The organism is Granulicella sp. WH15 (assembly GCF_009914315.1).
Lineage (GTDB): Bacteria > Acidobacteriota > Terriglobia > Terriglobales > Acidobacteriaceae > Edaphobacter.
The window spans coordinates 3,623,858-3,643,479 of the sequence record NZ_CP042596.1; the positions used below are offsets into that span (position 1 = coordinate 3,623,858).

The 19,622-nt window shown below is 60.5% G+C and carries 12 protein-coding genes; 4 read left to right on the forward strand and 8 right to left on the reverse strand.

The genetic code is table 11. The annotated features are described in order from the left end of the window. Positions 1–55: 55 nt before the first annotated feature. The 8 genes from FTO74_RS15030 to FTO74_RS15065 form a co-directional block, all read right to left on the reverse strand. A complete protein-coding gene (locus tag FTO74_RS15030) occupies positions 56–1,537 on the reverse strand; it encodes an ABC transporter permease (protein WP_162538877.1) in 1,482 nt (493 codons plus the stop codon). Positions 1,538–1,642: 105 nt separating this feature from the next. Further along, positions 1,643–2,992, reverse strand: a complete 1,350-nt coding sequence (locus FTO74_RS19565) for an ABC transporter permease (RefSeq protein WP_220399028.1) — start codon at positions 2,990–2,992, stop codon at positions 1,643–1,645. Then, positions 2,992–4,491 (reverse strand): ABC transporter permease, encoded by a 1,500-nt coding sequence (locus FTO74_RS15040; protein ID WP_162538878.1) that lies wholly within the window; start codon positions 4,489–4,491, stop codon positions 2,992–2,994. Before FTO74_RS15040 ends, FTO74_RS19565 begins: the two co-directional genes overlap by 1 nt. Further along, positions 4,491–5,207 carry an ABC transporter ATP-binding protein gene (locus FTO74_RS15045; RefSeq protein WP_255462303.1) on the reverse strand — a complete coding sequence of 239 codons (717 nt, stop codon included), beginning with the start codon at positions 5,205–5,207 and terminating at the stop codon, positions 4,491–4,493. The genes FTO74_RS15040 and FTO74_RS15045 overlap by 1 nt, the downstream gene beginning before the upstream one ends. 295 nt (positions 5,208–5,502) lie before the next feature. Then, a complete protein-coding gene (locus tag FTO74_RS15050; RefSeq protein ID WP_162538880.1) occupies positions 5,503–7,140 on the reverse strand; it encodes a M20/M25/M40 family metallo-hydrolase in 1,638 nt (545 codons plus the stop codon). A gap of 677 nt (positions 7,141–7,817) precedes the next feature. Further along, positions 7,818–9,284 carry an amidohydrolase gene (locus FTO74_RS15055; protein WP_220399029.1) on the reverse strand — a complete coding sequence of 489 codons (1,467 nt, stop codon included), beginning with the start codon at positions 9,282–9,284 and terminating at the stop codon, positions 7,818–7,820. A gap of 87 nt (positions 9,285–9,371) precedes the next feature. Then, positions 9,372–10,676: an amidohydrolase family protein gene (locus FTO74_RS15060; RefSeq protein WP_162538881.1), complete on the reverse strand. Its 1,305-nt coding sequence runs from the start codon at positions 10,674–10,676 to the stop codon at positions 9,372–9,374. A gap of 49 nt (positions 10,677–10,725) precedes the next feature. Further along, positions 10,726–12,024: an amidohydrolase family protein gene (locus FTO74_RS15065; RefSeq protein WP_162538882.1), complete on the reverse strand. Its 1,299-nt coding sequence runs from the start codon at positions 12,022–12,024 to the stop codon at positions 10,726–10,728. Positions 12,025–12,439: 415 nt separating this feature from the next. On the opposite strand from FTO74_RS15065, the gene FTO74_RS15070 reads away from it, so the two are divergent. The 4 genes from FTO74_RS15070 (at position 12,440) to FTO74_RS15085 (ending at position 19,497) form a co-directional block, all read left to right on the forward strand. Continuing rightward, positions 12,440–13,735: a M20/M25/M40 family metallo-hydrolase gene (locus FTO74_RS15070; protein WP_162538883.1), complete on the forward strand. Its 1,296-nt coding sequence runs from the start codon at positions 12,440–12,442 to the stop codon at positions 13,733–13,735. Positions 13,736–13,843: 108 nt separating this feature from the next. Further along, positions 13,844–15,364 (forward strand): M20/M25/M40 family metallo-hydrolase, encoded by a 1,521-nt coding sequence (locus tag FTO74_RS15075; RefSeq protein WP_162538884.1) that lies wholly within the window; start codon positions 13,844–13,846, stop codon positions 15,362–15,364. 100 nt (positions 15,365–15,464) lie between these two features. Further along, positions 15,465–17,693, forward strand: coding sequence for a transferrin receptor-like dimerization domain-containing protein (locus FTO74_RS15080; RefSeq protein ID WP_162538885.1), 2,229 nt, complete (start codon positions 15,465–15,467; stop codon positions 17,691–17,693). 145 nt (positions 17,694–17,838) lie between these two features. Next, a complete protein-coding gene (locus tag FTO74_RS15085; RefSeq protein ID WP_162538886.1) occupies positions 17,839–19,497 on the forward strand; it encodes an amidohydrolase in 1,659 nt (552 codons plus the stop codon). Positions 19,498–19,622: the final 125 nt, after the last annotated feature.

A 19,622-nucleotide genomic window follows, 5' to 3' on the forward strand; every position in this document is an offset into this window, starting at 1 on the left:
TCTCACCAACTCAAGAGCTACGCCTTAGTTATGCGCAAGAATTTATTTCTGCGGCTTACTCGTACCGTAATGAGTCCATCGGAGAGACTCTCGAGGCCTCGCGTGCAGGATAGTAGCCGAAGAATATTCCCACCATCGCAGAGATGCCGAACGAGATGATGATGGACAGCCCCGATACGTTCGTAGACCAGTGAACAAACTGCGTGATCGAGATAGAGATGATGACGCCGACCAGTATCCCCAGGATGCCGCCGGAGAGACTGAGCGTAATCGCCTCGTAGAGGAACTGCTTCATCACGTCGTCGGAACGTGCGCCCACCGCGCGGCGGATGCCGATCTCACGCGTGCGCTCGGTCACCGAGAGCAGCATGATATTCATGATGCCGATGCCGCCGACGACCATCGACACCGTCGCAACGCTTACCAGCAGCGCGGTCATGGTGGTGCTGGCGCGGTCCAGCGTCTTGCCCAGTTCTTCCAGCGTCACCTTCTCGAGGCCGTTGACGTTGCCCATCACGGCCCTGGCCACATCCGTCTGCACGCCGCCCTTCGACATCGCCTTGCGGGCCTGGCTGCTGACGATAAAGTCATCCGGCATATCGAGCGTAATTCCGTGACGCTTCCGCAGTAGCTCAGTAACTGCCTTCAAGATCGGAGTTACATCGCCAGTGGACGAGGTAGTGATAGTAACCGTGCTGAGGTATGAGATCTTCAGCAACTGCTGCACGGTAGTGATCGGGATATAGACCGCGTCGAACTGATCGTCTCCCTCCGTCTCGGGAACCATCCACGTGTTGGTGGCCACGACACCAATTACCTCAAACGGCTGATCCTTTATCGTTACCGTCTTGCCCACGGGGTTGGTATCGCCGAAGAGTCCCTTGCTGGCGACATCGCCCAGAACCACAACGTGAGCGGCCTTGTTCTGTTCCCGCCTGGTATAGAAACGCCCATAACGCAGAGCCCAGCCTCGGCGTATGTCGATGATCTCCGTGCCCTCACCGTGCATCCGCGTGAAGTAGCGCTTGTCACCCGCAATCGCATTGATGTTGCCGTGCAAACCCGAAGAGACAAACTGGATACCGGAGAGCTTTTGAATGGCATCGACGTCATCCATCGTCAGGGTCTCTGCCGCGCCATGCCCAGCTTTGAAATCTCCAGGCCGCAACTGATTCTTCAAGCGGTTGGGAACAAAGACGAATGCCTTATGCAGCTTGATATTTGGGTCCCAGGTCGCCGATGCGAGACGCGCACCCTGGCCACGCGAAGGCACATGGAAAGCCGCCTTGGTCGCCGGGCCATCCATCCCATCCGAGCCGGAGTCATCGACCCGCTCTACCTGGTAGTTGCCGGCTGTAACCGTGATGAGGTTCATTCCCGCAGCGCGGACCTGATCCTGAATGGCCTTCTGCGCTCCGCTGCCCAGTGCAATCATGGTTACAACAGTGGCAACTCCAATCATCATCCCCACCATAGTCAGGATGGTCTGGAGCTTATTCTTCTGCAGTGACTTCAGGGCAACAAGGTAGCTGAACATAGCGCCATACTACTTTCTCGTGTGGATCAATCTCTCGTATCGACCTAAGCCATGCGGCGAATTCTGCTTCTTATCCAAGCAGGATTCGCCGCGTGACAGAAGAAGTTATTCGTACCGCAGCGCATTGATGGGATTCAGCACTGAAGCACGCCGGGCCGGGTAGAACCCGAAGAAGACCCCGGTCGCCCCCGCGATACCGAACGCCAGCGCAACGGCAGTGGGCGATACGCTGGCCGGCCACATGAGCAGGTGCGTGATCGCGAACGATGCGATAAAACCCAAAATGATTCCAAGCACGCCGCCCATCAGACTGAGCACGACCGCCTCCACCAGAAACTGCATCAGCACATCGGAAGACCGTGCACCCACAGCGCGGCGGATACCGATCTCACGCGTACGCTCCGTTACTGACACCAGCATGATATTCATGATGCCGATTCCGCCGACGATCAGGGAGATCGTTGCGATCGCACCCAGAAGCGCCGTCATCGTCGCACCGGCGCGGTTCAGCGTGCCCGACATCTCCTGCATGTTCACCTGGTCCATCGAAGGCATGTTCGCCAGGATGAACGAGGAGACCGATGTCGTCAGGCCCTTGGTCAGCGCGGCCTCGGCCTGTGTTGTCACGGTAAAGTCATCCGCCGTGCCGAACTGTGCACCCGGCATCACGTTCACTGCCTCGCCCGAGTTATGAGGCTTGGCCGCATCCAGCTTGTGCCGCTGCCGCAGCAGAGTCTTGACGTCGCTTGCGATGCGCGTCGCGTCTCCAGCCTGGCCCGCTGCAATCGTAATGCCCGTGATGTAGTTGAAGCCCATGATCTGTTGCATCACCGGATAGGGGACAAACACCATCTGCCCCTGCTCCTCGTCGCTAGTGGTAAACACACCAACTACTGTGAACTCGTGGTCGCGAACCGTGATCGTCTTTCCGACCGGATTCACGCCCTCGCCAAAGAGCTGGTCACGCAGTACAGATCCCAGAACGGCAACATTCGCCGAATTAGCGACGTCGCTCGCTTTAAAGAACTTACCTTTTTTGAACTTGAAGTCGTACATCAGCGGATACTCGAAGTCCGTACCAAGTATCTGGCCGTAGTTACGCTCCCCGCCATTGACCACCCAGCCGCGCGCGCGGATGGTGGCCGCCATGTGTCCGATGCCGTCGATCTTGCCGATCTCATAAGCGTCATTCGATGTCAGCGTGCTGGCCGATCCCATACCGGTGGCGATCTTGGACTGCTCGCCGCCGCGGGTAAAGTTACCAGCCTTCACGAAGATCAGCGTAGTACCGGCCGATTTGACGTCCGAAGAGATGCTCTCCTGAGCGCCTGTGCCCAGGGCAAACATCGTAAGAACAGCCGCCACACCGATGGTCATACCAAGCACGGCCAAGCCGGTTTTGAGCTTATTCGCCCCAAGCGCTTTGAGTGCAATCTGGAAACTATTCTTGAGCATTATTCAAACCTCAGGGAAGCAATTGGAGGAACGCGCGAAGCCTGCCGGGCAGGATACCAGCCGAAGAAGATTCCGATGGCGGCGGAGATGAGAAAGGTTGCGATGACCGATAGAGGCGAGATCGAGGTAGACCATTGCACGGAGTGCGAGATGGCTGCGGCAACTATAAATCCAATGACGATGCCTAAAAGCCCCCCGACCACGCTGAGCGTAATCGACTCGATGACGAACTGCATAAGCACATCGCTGGATGTAGCTCCCACTGCGCGGCGAATACCTATCTCACGCGTACGCTCGGTAACAGAGAGCAGCATGATGTTCATGATGCCGATTCCGCCGACGATAAGCGACACAGTAGCGATACTTCCGAGCAGCACACTCATTGTCTGGCTCGACCGATCGAGCGTCTTCGAGAGCTGTCCCAGCGTCACCTTCTCCAGACCATCAATGTTGCCGACGACGGCCTGCGCAATCTCCGGCCTCATGCTTCCCTTCGAAAGCTCCTTGCGAGCCTGGTTGGTTACGGTGAAGTCGTCCGGAGCCTTGGCTGAGATATTGTGACGCTTCCGCAGAAGATCGGTCACAGTCTTAGAGACACGTGTGACATCTCCGGTCGACAACGTCGTCAAGGTGATGTCGTTCAGCTTGGAGAGATTGAGAAGCTTCTGCATGGTGCTGATCGGAATGTAAATAGCGTCGAACTGATCGTCGCCCGGCTCCGGAGCTACCAGCCAGCTGCTGCTGCCCACCACACCCACGACCTCAAAGGTCTGCTTCCACAGGGTTACTTCTTTTCCAATCGGAGACGCATCGCCAAAGAGCCTCTGGCTGGTGACATATCCCAGAACGCAGACCTGCTTCGCGCTGGAGACTTCCTTCTTGTTGAAGAAACGTCCCCATGGAAAGACCCAGGCGCGGCGGATTAGCGGCAACGAAGAATCGTCGCCATGAACACGCGTGTACCAACGCTTGTCTCCCGCTACGACGTGCACATTCTCGTGGATGCCCTCCGAGACGTACTGCACGCCCTTGATCTTGCGGATCTCGTTGGCGTCGTCGTTGGTCAACGTAGCCGCCGCACCAAGACCAGCCTCCGAGTCGCCCAGACGCTGACGCGAAGTGGGATGGTTGTGAACCGCGAAGGGATCATCCTCGGGGTGCCCAGCTAGAAGGAAGTGAGCCCGCTGACTGGAATCCCAGGCAATCTGCTTCAACACCGGAGCTTGAGGCATCGGAGCCGGTTCATAAGCCGCCGGCTCAATCGCATCAGCCGCGGCCTTTTCCACTTGCACCTGGTAGTTGCCAGCCGTGACCACGATCAGGTTCATGCCTGCCGCACGCACCTGATCCTGAATAGCCGTCTGAGCTCCGTTGCCAAGCCCAACCATCGTCAGCACGGTCGCCACGCCGATGGTCATGCCCAGCATCGTGAGTCCGGTTTGTAGTTTATTTCTACGTAGCGCCTTCAGGGCGATGGTATAGCTGGTCTTTACGGACATTAGATCTTTCCCTTCGTGATCGCGAGCGGCATGTCTGCAAGCTCACCCTTCGCCGTACGCCGGGTGTGATGTTCAATGTCGGAGGTGATGACACCGTCCTTGAACGAGACGATGCGCGAGCCATACTCCGCGACCTCCATCTCGTGCGTGATCAGAACGATCGTGATTCCGCGCTCGTCCTTGAGCTTCTGGAAGATGTCCATGACCTCCACGCTCGTGCGGCTATCGAGGTTTCCGGTCGGCTCGTCGGCCAGCAGGATGGAAGGATTGTTCAGCAGAGCACGGGCGATTGCCACACGCTGCTGCTGTCCACCGGAGAGCTGGTTGGTGTGGTGCGAGTGACGATTCTCAAGACCCACCGAGGCCAACGCCTCCATGGCACGCTTTCTGCGATCGGCTGCCGACACCTTCGCGCCGTGGTTATAGAGCAGCGGCAGTTCAACGTTTTCGAGCGCCGTCGTCCTGGTCAACAAGTTGAATCCCTGGAAGACAAAGCCGATCTGCCGATTGCGAACGCCGGAGATCTCGTCGTCGCTCAGGTGCGAGACATCGCGGCCATCCAGCAGGTACTGCCCACTGGTCGGCTGGTCCAGACAGCCCAGAATGTGCATCAAGGTAGATTTGCCGGATCCCGACGGGCCGATGACCGATACGAACTCACCCGCGTTAATGTCGATGGAGATCGAATTCAGCGCGTGCACTTCGATGTCTTCCATCTTGTAGGTTTTAGTTAGATTTCGAATCGAGATAACAGGTGTCATTTGTCGTTGGCTCTTTCGTCGGATTTATGTGGCGAGACGTTACTCAAGAGGAGTGTCGGTCAAGGAATATTCGTGGACCAGATTCCCCAGTAAATATCGGAAGATTGAGCTATCTTGCAGTGCAAACGGCCATTCAGGCAAATCAATTAAGTAATACGCCGCCGCAGCTACGCGCTGAGCGTAGCGAGACAGGAAATAGTTGGATAGGTGCCGGAGAGCGAGTAACTCCCCGACACCTATCCTCAGCGATTTAGGGTTTCTTGTTCAACTCGCTCTTCGGCGTAGTCGTGGTGGTATGGGCAAAGTTCCACATCACCATGGCGATGGACTTCTCACCGCCAGCGATACCGTAACGCTTGCCCGCTCCTTCGATCACGTAATACTCATCCGCCGCGTGAGCACGTCCACCGCCGCCCGCGCCGCCACCGGCGATCGGAAGACCTACAGGAGTGAAGGTCGTATCGCCCTGCGGTCCATTGGTGAACATATAGCCAGGCCATGCGCCGCCCATCTCGTTTCCGCCAGCCAGAATCGTCTCGTTCTTCGAGAGCTTCTGGTACGGAATGTTGAAGGCGTCGTAGGTCTTCTCGACCGCGTGCGCGATGTCGGTGTCGTACTGCATCTTCGACCACTCATCGTCGCCGATCACGGTCAGTTCAACATCCTTGTAGCCATTCCGGTCTAGCTGCGCGCGGATCTTCTTCACGATATCCGAGCCGTGCTGGTTCGGGAGATACCGGATGCTGTGCTTGGAGGTGATCTTGTTGGGCAGGATCGAACCCGAACCACCGGCGAACATATTGCCGCCCCACACGCCGTCGAAGTCGAAGGCGGTGTGATAGCGAGCCATGCTCACCATCTGCTCGGCGTTGTCCGCGATAAAGCGGCCTACGCCCAGATTCTTTGCAGCCTGCTTGATGTCGATCTTCGCAGCCTGCTTCTTGAGCATCTCCTTGTCTTCCGCATCCAGCGGCTCGATACCATCGTTGAAGCCCTGGATCAACGGCGTGTTGCCGTCGAGCGAGGTCAGCGAAGCCAGCATGTGTGCGTGACGCCACGCCGGGCTATCCACCGAGCGCATGTTGATGCCGTGGATATCCGACTGGATCGGGCCGCGTCCCCAGCTCTTACCGCTAGTCGACAGCTCGATGAACAGGCAGCCTTCAGAGCCACCACGCACCGTCGAGAAGCCCTGGTCGTTCTGACCGGCAAACATCATAAAAGCATCCGCGGGAGTCAGAAGATCGCGATGCTCCTTGACGAACTTGCGCAGTCCGATCGAGAGACGCTCTTCGTCGCCCTCCGCAACGAAGATCAGGTTGACCGGCAGGTGACCCATCACCGCCTTCATCGACATGAGGGCGTTCAGCTCCACCATCTCGGGGCCCTTGGAGTTCGTCGCTCCGCGACCAATGAGTACCTTCGTCGCATTCGGCACCTCAGCCACCTTCGCGTCCACGATCTTCGCCTCGAACGGCGGCGAGGACCAAGCATCTGGCTGAGTGATCGGCATGGTGTCGTACATCCAGTAGACGGCCAGCGTCTTCGGCGCACCCTCATCGCAACGTGCATAAACCACAGGATTACCGGGCTTTCCAACCTCGGTCATGCCCACGTCGTAGACGCGCGTCTCCTGGCAGCCGAGCTTTTCGAAGAATCCCTTCACCATCTCGGCCGACTCCGGAATACCTTCGCCGCTGATGGAGACGCTGGGCTGCTGCACCCACTTCTGCAGATTCTCGACGTGCTCGTCGATGTGGTCGTCGATGTATTGAAATACCTTCTGCATCTCCGGCGGGATCATCGCCATGTTGATCTGCAAGGTAGTGTCATCGTGCGCGCGGATACCTAGCTTGGGCTTCGGCGGCGCAGCAGCCAGATGACGCATAGGCTTATTGTTCGAGGTACATCCCGACAAGAATACGAGTGCCCCCAGAGAAGACACGAATCCTAGACTCCGATTCAAGCGCATACGACGCAGCCTCCTATGGCTACATACCAGGATAAGAAGAGTCACTTCGAACAACACCGCGAAGCAGCGAATAGCTCGGGCGCTGTTTAGATATAACCAGGCAGTAAGACCTAGCTCATCTCTAAAGTCAGGATGTAAATGCAATGCGGTGAAGCTCGGGAATGGAACTTAATGCAACAGGCAAAACCGGTAGTTCACAGACTGCGAAGCAGGTGGACCTTCGGTGCTCACATTACAGCAATCACAATTTGTTGCGGCGTGACCTGAATATAGGAGAGTGTCATCACTGTGTCAATAAAAATTGTTATTGCGAGGCAACGTTTTCGATTGTGCGAGAAACCCGCAGTTCCAGAGCCTATTTCCCAGGCAGCCTCATATCCTGCTACGAAAAAATAGTAGAAGCTGCTCCATCCAGTAACTCCGACTGGTTGCTGAATACCGGTTCAGAGATCACCTTCTCTATCGCTTCAACGACATAGCCACCAGACTTAACGAGAGAGGCGAAGCGTCTCCGCCTCGCCTCTTCGACTTATTAATTCCATCTGTCTACTACTTAATTTGCCTGTTAGAACTTACTTTCAGCTTCCTTTTAATTAATTCTCCCGATAGTTCAGCAGTGGCTTCTGGTTCGCGGGAATCGCCGACTCATACTTCTTCCCCACCATCTGACGATCGAACTCGACTTTGGCCTTGGCTACCAGCTGCGGATCCTTGAACAGCTCCACCGCCGTCAGCGCCAGCGCTTTGGATGCAACGACCATCCCGTCCTGTCCGATGCTCGTGCCCGTCGTCGCAGCGGCCTGCCAGGTGTGCGCAGAGCTGCCCGGAACAAAGGTAGCCGCACTCAAACCAATCGTCGGTACCGTCCAGCTCACATCGCCCACATCGGTAGAAGCCGCGGCCCCGTTGGGGTCGAAGGGCTTCAGCGGCTGGACTACATTGGTCAGGCTCAGATCGCCAGCCGCGCCCGGAGGCAGCGTCTTCTGCAACGCCAGCGCGAACTCCTTCTGCTTATCGTCCATCTGGTAGCCGCCGACGAACTCCAGGTTCTTCTGCATCTCCGCAGCCAGCACATCGTTGCCCAGAATATTGGAGTCACTGCTGATGATCTTCACATCGAGCTTAGTCTCCGTCATCATGGCCGCGCCCTGGGCGATCTTGTTGATCCGCCCCCAGATCCCATCCAGCGTCTGGCTCGAAGGATTACGCGCCATGATATAAAGCTCGGCAAGATCGGGCACCACGTTCGGAGCCACACCGCCCTTGGTCACAATGTAGTGGATGCGGGTGTTGCTCGGCACGTGCTCGCGCATGAACTCAATGCCATTGCCCATCAGCATCACGGCATCGAGCGCCGAGCGTCCGCGATCCGGCGCAGCAGCAGCGTGGGCGGCTACTCCATGAAAGGTGAACTTCGCCGACGTCACCGCCAACATGCCGCCGTTGTTGACCGAGTTACGATCGCCCGGATGCCAGTGCAGCACCACGTTCACGTCGTTGAACAGTCCGTCACGCACCATGTACACCTTGCCCGAACCACCCTCTTCGGCGGGCGTGCCGTAGTACCGCAGCGTGCCCGCGATATGGTTTTTGACCATGTAATCCTTCACGGCCACCGCGGCCAGCGCCGCTCCCGAACCCAGCAGATTGTGCCCGCAGCCATGCCCCGAGCCACCCTCAACGATGGGCTCGCGCGTGGCCACCATCGCCTTCTGCGACAGTCCCGGCAACGCATCGAACTCACCCAAAATCGCGATCACCGGCTTGCCCTGTCCATAGCTCGCGATGAAACCCGTAGGCTCATCGGCGACACCGGCCTGCACCGTAAACCCAGCCTCCTTCAAATGATCCTGCAAGAGCTGCGAGCTTTTGGTCTCGTGATAGCCAAGCTCCGCATAGTCCCATATTTGTTTGGAGACCTGCTTGTAAGTGGAGGCGTTGGCGTCGATCGTCGCCACAATTGCTTTTTTATCCGCAGCCGTCTCCTGCGCATACGCCTGCACTGCCAACACGCCGCAGAGCATCCCCGCGGAGACTACCAGAACGCGATTCACCGTCATACGCCTGCTCCCATCAAAATAGCACTCAGTTAGTTACAAATAGCGTACAGCCTAACCTACCAAGGCTGTATGCCGCATCGCTGCCGATTACTTGCCTACTCCGGCTACTACCTTGCCCTCGAAGACAACCGCCTTCGTCTTCTTCACGGCTGCGATGTCTGCGGTAGGATCGCCATCGAGAGCCACGAAGCTAGCCTCTTTGCCTACCTCCAGCGTTCCCATGTCGCTCCAACCCGCCAGGGCCGCACTGTTGATCGTCGCGGCCACCAGCGCCTGTTGCGGCGTCGCGCCGAACTTCACCATCGTAATCATCTCGTCCAGCACGGTGCCGGTGCCGGGCGCGTAGCTCATATCCGAGCCCGCGCACATCTGCGAGGCCATACCGTTCTTCAGCCCCAGCTTGAAACTCGCGAAGTGGTTCGCCGCCAGTTCCTTACCCTTGCGGATACGGTGCGCCGGGCCGTGGTCTCCGCCCTGCACGATGTTGTCCACGACGAAGACCGTCGGGTCCCACCAGACATGATGAGCCTTCATGTAATCGACCGCCTCCTGGTTTAGTTCCGAGGCGTGCTCGATCGAATCGACACCCGCGTGCAGCGCATCAAGAATAGTCTTTGTGTTCTCGTCATGCGCCGAGACCTTCACGTGCGCCATGTGCGCCTGCTCGACGATGACCTTCATCTCCTCCGGCGATAACTGCTCCGCCGTCGGCGAATCCAGCGGCGAGCCTACACCGCCCGACGCCATGATCTTGATGACCTTCGCGCCGTACTTGATCTGCAGATGCACTGCCTTCTCCGCATCGGCAGGCGAGTTGATGAAGCCCTGCAGCGGCGTATAGAAAGCGTCGAGATTGATCGTCGAAGGAAAGGTAAAGTGATCCGAGTGGCCCGCCGGAATCGACATCGGGTGGCCCGCCGGAAGCATGTGCGGCCCCATCACCGTGCCTTCATCAACCGCATCCGCCAGCGCCACGTCGATGAACCCATCGGTCCCAAGCACGCGCACGCCGACGATGCCTGACTTCAGCGCATACTCCATATTTCTCTGCGCCCGTAGCGTCTGCAAGCCATAAGAGGGATTCGTCTCCCCACCCGCCGGACCGGCAGTATTCAAGTGGATGTGCGAGTCGATGAAGCCCGGAACGACCGTATAACCCGAGAGGTCCACCTCCTGCGCGCCCGCAGGCACCGGCAGCGACGCGCCAATCGCCGTGATCTTGCCGTCGGTCACAACCATCGTCATCGGCCCCTTCAGAGGCTCGGCGGCCGAAGTCATCAGCTTGCCCGCACGCACATACAACGTCTTTGCGGGCGCATCAGCGGCATATGCGATGCCGGAGGCAAGAGTAGAGGAGAGAGCAAACATTGCAGCAGCCTGTATCTTCATCATCGTCACAGCTCCTTGGAATAAGAAACAAAATAAGTAACAAAAATTGGACTTACTTCCCCACTCCAGCGACAACCTTCCCTTTGAAGACCACAGCCTTCGTCTTTTTCACCACGGAGATATCCGTCGTCGGATCGCCATCAAGCGCCACGAAGCTGGCCTCTTTGCCCACCTCCAGCGTTCCCATATCGCTCCAGCCCGCCAGGGCCGCGCCGTTGATCGTCCCGGCGACCAGCGCCTGCTGCGGTGTTGCGCCGTACTTCACCATCGTCATCATCTCGTCAAGCACCGTGCCGCCGCCCGGCTCGTACGACATATCAGACCCCGCACACATCTGCGGAGCCATGCCATTCTTCAGCCCCAGCCTGAAGCTGGGAAAGTGCGTGCCCGCCAGGGCCTTGCCCTTGCGCACAAAGTAGTCCGGCCCGGTCTCTCCGCCCAGCACAATGCTGTCGACGATATACACCGTCGGGTCCCACCAGACGTGGTGAGCCTTCATATAGTCGACCGCCTCCTGGTTCAGTTCCGAGGCGTGCTCAATCGAGTCCACACCTGCGTGTAGCGCATCGAGGATCGCGGTCGTATTTTCGTCGTGAGCTGAGACCTTCAGATGCGCCATATGCGCCTGCTCGACGATGACCTTCATCTCCTCAGGAGACAACTGCTCCGCCGTAGGAGAATCCAGCGGAGAGCCTACACCGCCCGACGCCATGATCTTGATGACCTTCGCGCCGTACTTGATCTGTAGATGCACCGCTTTCTCCGCATCCTCGGTCGAACTGATGAAGCCCTGCAACGGCGTGTAGTAAGCATCCTGCGGAATCGTCGCCGGATACGAGAAGCTATCGCCATGCCCCGCCGGAATGGAGATAGCATGACCGGCAGGCAACACATGCGGTCCCACCACCGTGCCCTCGTCGATAGCATCGGCCAGCGCCACGTCGATGAACCCATCCGACCCCAGCACCCGCACCCCCACCACGCCGGAGGTGATCGCATACTTCATCGCCTTCTGCGCGCGCAGCGTCTGCAGCCCGTAGGAGACGTTGTTCCCCAGAGCCCTCGGCCCTGTCCAGAGGTGAATGTGCGAGTCGATGAAGCCCGGCATGACCGTGTACTTCGAAAGATCGACCTCCTCGGCCCCCTGCGGCACGGGCAGCGCGTCTCCGATCGCAGAGATCCGCCCGTCGGTCACGATCATCGTCGTCGGCCCCTTCAGCGGATCGGAGGCAGAGGTCATCAGCTTACCGGCACGTACATAAAGAGTCTTTGAGGGAGGCTCGGCGGCAAAGGCAAAGCCCGTCGTCAAGATGGCGGCAAGAGCAAGTGCAACAGCGGCGTTCCGATTCATGGACAAATCCTTAGGTATCTGCCTGTTCCAATTCAAAGAGGACAGATCCGCAAGCCGAGAAAGCACGCGGATCGGACCTGCACGACGGAAGAAAAAACTCCTCCGCGACGCATCCATCCAGACAAAGTTTTGATATGCAGAGAGCATACCTCAGAGTGGACGGCAATGAGAAAACCCGCGCCAACTACCGCGCATAGTAGCCATCCTGCGGGTCTGCACCCGCCTCCTGATCAGGTTGACATCAGGTTAAATTGGTATTAGAACCTAACCCAGAGCTTAAGCCCTACAATTTGTCTTCGTCCCCTCCGCGCGCCCGAGAACCCCTTCCAGGGGAGAACGGCTCGTCTACGCCTGCCGACGTGACCCGCCACTCTTCCCTCCAAACCAGCACAAAGATGGGAGTCTTCCCCTGCCAATGAACGTTCGTTCTGTGTTGCTTTCACGTCCTGAATCCCGCGGACGCCTCGTTGCTCTCGCCGCCATTCTGCTGCTGCCCTCCGCCGCGGCTATCGCGCAAACGCCCGCCCAGACACCCGCCGCGATCCTCGCCCGCCCCGACGTCCAGAAGGCCATGGAGGTCATCAAGGCCAGCGAGCCGCACTTCATCGACGAGCAGGTCCGCATCAGCGAGATCCCCTCTTCGCCCTTCAAGGAAGACGTCCGCGGTGCGGAACTGGCCCGCCTCTTCAAGGCCGCCGGGCTTGTAAACGTCCGCACCGACAAGGCCGGTAACGTCCTCGGCGACCGCCCCGGCACCCAGCCCAAGCCGCACCTGGTTATCGCCGCCCACCTCGACACCGTCTTCCCCCCGGGCACCGACTTCCACGTCAAGCGCACCGGCAACATCCTGGCCGGGCCCGGCATCGGCGACGACACTCGCGGCCTCGCCTGCCTGCTCGCCGTCATCCACGCCATGCAGGAGACCAAGCTCAAGACCACCGGCACCGTCACCTTCGTCGCCAACGTGGGCGAAGAGGGCCAGGGCGACCTGCGAGGCATGAAGGAGCTATTCGGCAACACCCTCAAGGACCAGATCGACTACTTCATCTCGGTCGAGCCGGGTCCCGTCGAGCGCGTCTCGAACGGAGCCGTCGGCAGCTACCGTTATAAGGTCACCGTCACCGGCCCCGGCGGCCACAGCTACGGAGCCTTCGGCCTCGCCAACCCCATCCAGGCCATCAGCCGCATGGGCGCGCACATCGATGAGATGCAGGTTCCCACCGATCCCAAGACCACCTTCAACATGGGCACCGTGGGCGGCGGCACCTCGGTCAACTCCATTCCCTTCTCGGCCTGGTTCGAGTACGACGAGCGCTCGCCCGACAGCAAAGCTCTCGACGCCGTGGACGCGCAGTTCAAGGCCGCGGTCCAGAAGGGTCTCGACGAGGCCAACGCCCGCTGGCACGACAAGGGCAAGCTCTCGGTCAAGATCGACACCATCGGCGTCCGCCCTGCCGGAACCACCCCGATCGACTCCGACATCGTGCAGATCGCCACCGGCTCCATCGCGGCGCTGGGCTACGGCAAGGCCGCCTACGGAACCAGCTCCAGCGACTCCAACATCCCCTGGCACATGGGTATTCCGGCAGTAACGCTCGGGGGCGGCGGCAAGTCCACCGGCGCCCACTCACTGGGCGAGACCGAAGACGTCACCGACTCCTACAAGGGACCACAAAACGCGCTTCTCATCATTCTGTCGATCCTCAAGTGATCCGAACCCAACCAGCCACGAAGTGAACCAATGCTTCGTGGCTTTATCCTGAACCGGCTTTCTATCCCGCACCTTTCCACGCAGCAAAATCAAACCGCAGGAGACACCATGGAACTGAAGAGCTTCAGCATCAACCGCCGCGAGTTCCTCCAGGGAGCTACCGCCACCGCCGCCGTACTGGCCGCCACCGAAGGCCGCGCCTTCGCCCAGAACCCCGATATGGCCGCCGTCGTCGCGCAGATCGCCACGCAGCACGACGCCACCGTCAAGATCCTTCAGGACTGGATCGCCCTACCCTCCATCGCCGCCGAGAACCGCAACTACCCCGAAGGCCCCGAGTACATGGCCAAGCTCGCCCGCGAGGCCGGTTTCCAGCACGTCGAGGTCGTCCCCACCGCCGGTAAGTCCGGCGTCTTCGCCACGCTGGACGCGGGCGCGCCCACATGGCTGGCCATCTACTTCATGTACGACGTCAAGCAGTTCGACCCGAAGGAGTGGTCCTCTCCTCCGCTCGAGGCCAAGCTCGTCGACAAGCCCGGCATCGGCAAGTGCATCGTCGGCCGCGGAGCCACCAACTCCAAGGGCCCTGAGACCGCCGTTCTCGCCGCCCTGCACGCCTTCAAGGCCTCCGGCAAGAAGCTGCCGGTCAACATAGTCCTTATCTGCGAGGGTGAAGAGGAGATCGCCTCGCCCAACTTCCACGAGATCGTCTTCAAGTCCGAGGTCGAGGCCGCGCTCAAGAAGTGCGTCGGCGTCATGATCCCACTCGGCAGCCAGTCTCTCGACGGCTCGGTCGAGATCAATCTCGGAGCCAAGGGCGTGGCCGAGCTGGAGCTGGTCTCGAGCGGCGAGAAGTGGGGCCGCGGTCCCAAGCACGACGTCCACTCCAGTCTCGAAGCGCAGGTGGACAGCCCCGTCTGGCACCTCATCCAGGCTCTCAACACCCTCGTCAAACCCGACGGCCACACCCCTGCCGTCGAGGGCTTCCTCGACAAGGTCCGCCCCCTGAGCGCGACCGAGAAGAAGATCATCGAGGATGCCATCCCCCGCCGCAGCGAGGAGGGCAGCAAGAAGGCCCTCGGCGTCGAGCACTGGTTCAACGACGAGTCCTGGCACGACTCGCTCTACCGCCTGGTCGGCCAGCCCACCATCAACATCGAAGGCCTGGTCGCGGGCTACACCGGACCCGGCGGCAAGACCATCCTGCCCCACCGCGCCGTCGCCAAGATCGACATGCGCCTGGTCCCCGACATGACCGCCAAGGGCACCGTCGAGCTGCTCAAGGCCCACCTCGCCAAGCACGGCTTCGGCGACATCGAGGTCAACATGTCCGGCGGCTACGACCCCACCGAGACCGACCCCAACTCCAAGCTGGTCAAGGCCCAGATCGCCGCCTACCGCAAGGCGGGCATCGACCCGCTGGTCTGGCCGCGTCTGGCTGGCTCGTGGCCCGGCGTCACCTTCACCGGAGCGCCGCTCCACCTCGCCGCCGGTCAGTTCGGCCTGGGCCACGGCGACGGAGCCCACGCCCCGGACGAGTACTGGGTCATCGACTCGGCCAACCCCAAGGTCGCGGGCATGGACGGAGCCGTAAAATCCTACGTCGAGTTCTTCTACTCGTTAGCCTAAAATCACAACAACCACGGGCCCCATTCAGCATCGTCATCGCTGAATGGGGTCTTTGTGAAGCAAAGTCTTCTTCAACCTGCTGCCTCCCCCAAAGGACTCCATGCGCAAACTCACCGCCGCCCTCACGCTCCTTTCGACCACCGCCTTCGCCCAGGCTCCTGTGGCCCCAACCGCGCCGCTTCGCGGCTACACGCCCGAGCACTCCACGCAGGAACTTTCCTGGGAGCAGAAGTACCGCGCCATCCCCGACGCCGCCCGCGTCCGCGAGAACATGCGCCGCCTCTCCGCGCGTCCGCACCACGTCGGCTCGCCCTATGACAAGGACAATGCCGAGTGGATCCTCGCCCAGCTCAAGAGCTACGGCCTCGACGCCAAGATCGAGGAGTTCACGACTCTCTTTCCCACTCCAAAATCGCGTCACCTTGAGCTTCTCGGCCCCACCAAGTTTGTAGCCAAGCTGGACGAGCCGGTCCTCTCCATCGACCCAACAACCAACCAGAAAGCCGAGCAGCTCCCCACCTACAACGCCTACTCCGCCGACGGCGACGTCACCGCTCCGCTCGTCTACGTCAACTACGGCGCGCCCTCCGACTACGAGGAGCTGGAGCGCATGGGCGTCTCGGTCAAGGGAGCCATCGTGCTGGCCCGCTACGGCCAGACCTGGCGCGGCATCAAACCCAAGCTAGCCGCCCAGCACGGCGCAGTCGGCTGCCTCATCTTCTCCGACCCCCAGCAGGACGGCTACGGGCAGGGCGGCACCTTCCCCGACGGCCCCATGCGGCCAGCCGACGGCGCCCAGCGCGGCTCGGTCCTCGATCTCCCCGTGCAGCCCGGTGATCCCCAGTCGCCCAACGTCGGAGCGACTGCCAGCACCAAGCTCCTCCCGCTTGACCAGGTCACCTCAATGATGAAGATCCCGGTCATGCCCATCTCCTACGCCGACGCGACGCCGCTCCTCAAGGCCCTCGGCGGCCAGGTCGTCCCGGCCTCCTGGCGCGGCGGCCTGCCCATCACCTACCGCTCCGGCCCCAGCGAGGTCAAGGCCCACTTCTCGCTCGCCTTCAACTGGGACCGCAAGCCCCTCTACGACGTCGTGGCCACGATCCCCGGCGCGACCTATCCCGACCAGTGGGTCGTGCGCGGCAACCACCACGACGCCTGGGTCAACGGAGCGGAAGACCCGCTGAGCGGAGCCAGCGCCGAGCTGGAAGAGGCGCGCGGTCTGGGCGAGCTGCTCAAGCAGGGCTGGAAGCCCGCCCGCACCATCATCTACACCTGGTGGGACGGCGAAGAGCCGGGCCTCCTCGGTTCGACCGAGTGGGTCGAAGCCCACGCCGATGAGCTGAAGCAGCACGCCGTCGCCTACTTCAACTCCGACGGCAACAGCCGCGGCTTCTTCCGCGCCGAGGGCACGCACTCGCTCGAGGCCTTCATCGACGGCGTCACCAAGGACATCGAAGACCCCGAAACCAAAATGTCCGTCTGGAAGCGCGCCCGTCTCGCCTCCACTGCCCGCGCCACACCGGAGCTTCGCGCCGCGCTACGTGGCCACGGCGACACCGCCATCCCCGCTCTCGGCTCCGGCTCCGACTACACCGCCTTCATCGACCACCTCGGCATCGCCAGCCTCAACATCGGCTTCGGCGGTGAAGACGTGGGCGGCGGCCAGTACCACTCCATCTACGACGACTTTTACTGGTATTCGCACTTCATGGATACCGACTTCGTCTACGGCCGCGCGCTCGCCCAGACGGCCGGAATCATGTCCATCCGCATGGCCGACGCCGACGTCGTCCCCTACCAGTTCAACGACTTCGCCGACACCATCCACACCTACGTCTCCGAGGTAAAGAAGCTGGCCGACACCATCCGCACCGCCACCCGCGAGCGCAACGCCGACATCGCCGACGGCGTCTACAAGGCCCTCTACGATCCCAAGAAGACGATGGTGCCGCCGTCTGTCGAGAAGGTTGCGCCCTACCTGAACTTCGCCCCGCTCGACCAGGCATCCGACGACCTGACCGCCGCCGCAGCAGCCTACGAGAAGGCCTTCATGGCTCATCCCAACCCGTCCGTTAACACGCAGCTCATGCAGTCCGACCGCGTCCTCATCGACCCGGCTGGCCTGCCCAACCGCCCCTGGTTCCAGAACATGATCTACGCGCCCGGCTTCTACACCGGCTACGGCGTCAAAACACTGCCCATGGTCCGCGAGGCCATCGAGCAGAAGGACTGGGACTCCGTCGATAACGCCATCACCCGTACCGCCGCAGCGGTCGAGCGTGAGGTCGCGGTCCTCAAGGCCGCCACCCAGGCACTCGGCAACTAAGCAACAACGGAAGCACGAAAACCCCATGTCTCGACTCAGAGGCATGGGGTTTTTCATTATGCACACCTTACAACCGCTTCCCGAGTTATTCTGAAGTCACATCCCCACAACTCAGTTCCATTGGTTACTTCCTAAGGAGTGCTCCATGAACGCAAGACACCTCTCTCTCGGCCTGCTCGCAGCGATCGCCGTTCAGGCGACAGCACAGGCCCCGGCTACTGCACCAGTCGACCCCATCAAGCAGCAGATCCTCAAAGAGGTCCAGGGCAACGCCAAGCTCGTACAGGTCATGAACGACACCATCTTCAGCTTCGGCGAGCTGGGCTTCCAGGAGTTCGAGACCTCCAAGTACCTCGTCGACATCCTCGAGAAGAACGGCTTCACCGTGGAAAAAGGCATCGCGGGCATCCCCACCGCCTTCATGGCCACATGGACCAACGGCACCGGCGGCCCCACCATCGCTCTCGGCTCGGATATCGACTGCATCCCCCAGGCCTCGCAGAAGCCCGGCGTCGCCTACCACGACCCCATCATCCCCGGCGCTCCCGGCCACGGCGAAGGCCACAACTCCGGCAACGTGGTCAACATCGTCGGCGCTCTCGCGGTCAAAGACGTCATGATTAAGAACCACATCCCGGGCACCATCAAGATCTGGCCCGGCGTAGCCGAAGAGCTGGTCGGCACCAAGGCTTACTACGTCCGCGACGGCTACTTCAAGGGCGTCGATGACGTCCTCTTCTCGCACGTCGGCGACAACCTGGGCACCTCTTACGGCGGCTTCACCAACAACGGCCTCGTCTCCATCCAGTACAACTTCCACGGCGAGTCCGCCCACGCCGCCGGTGCTCCCTGGCGCGGCCGCTCCGCCGTCGATGCCGTCGAACTGATGGACGTGGGCTGGAACTTCCGCCGCGAGCACCTGCGCCTGCAACAGCGTTCGCACTACGTCATCACCAACGGCGGCGACCAGCCCAACGTCGTCCCCCAGACCGCTTCCGTCTGGTACTACTTCCGCGAGGCCGACTACGAACACATCAAGGGCCTCTGGGACGCCGGTAACGACATGGCCAAGGGAGCGGCGCTCATGACCAAGACCACCTGGGATTCGACCCTGCTGGGCACCGCCTGGCCGGGCCACTTCAACAAGGCCATCGCCGAGGACTCCACCGCCAATGCCAAGCTGGTCGGCCTGCCCAAGTGGTCGGACGACGACCAGACGCTGGCCAAGGCTATCCAAAAGGAGCTGAAGGTTCCCGAGAAGGGCCTGGCCGTGAAGCTCGACGAGCTGAAGCCCGCAGCCGATCCTGAGAAGTTCTACGGCGGCGGTTCGGACGATATTGGTGACATTAGCTGGGCCGTGCCGACCATCGTACTGCGTTATCCGGCCAACATCCCCAACATGCCCGGCCACAACTGGGCCAACGCCATCGCCATGGCCACGCCTATCGCGCACAAGGGCGTGCTGGCCGGAGCCGAGGTGCAGGCGCTCAACCTCTACGACCTGATGACCAAGCCGGAGCTGCGCAAAGCGGCTAAGGAGTACTACGACAACGTCCAGACTAAGGACGTGAAGTACATCCCCTTCGTCCGCGCCACGGACAAACCGGCCATCTGGCTCAACAAGGCCACGATGGACAAGTACCGGCCCGAGATGAAGAAGTACTACTACGACTCGACCAAGTACTCCACGTACCTCGAGCAGCTCGGCATCAAGTACCCCACGGTCCGCGACGCCAACACTCCGGCCGCTCCGGCAGCCGCCACCAGCGAGGACGAGGACGACAGCGGCAGCTCGATCCGCTAACGTCCGCAACAACCACCAAAGAGGAGATGCCCACAAGGCACCTCCTCTTTTTTGCTTTTGCCCGTTCTTTTGGTTGTCATTCAGGAGCGAAGCGGAGGAATCTGCTTCTGTCTTTGCTGTTGCCG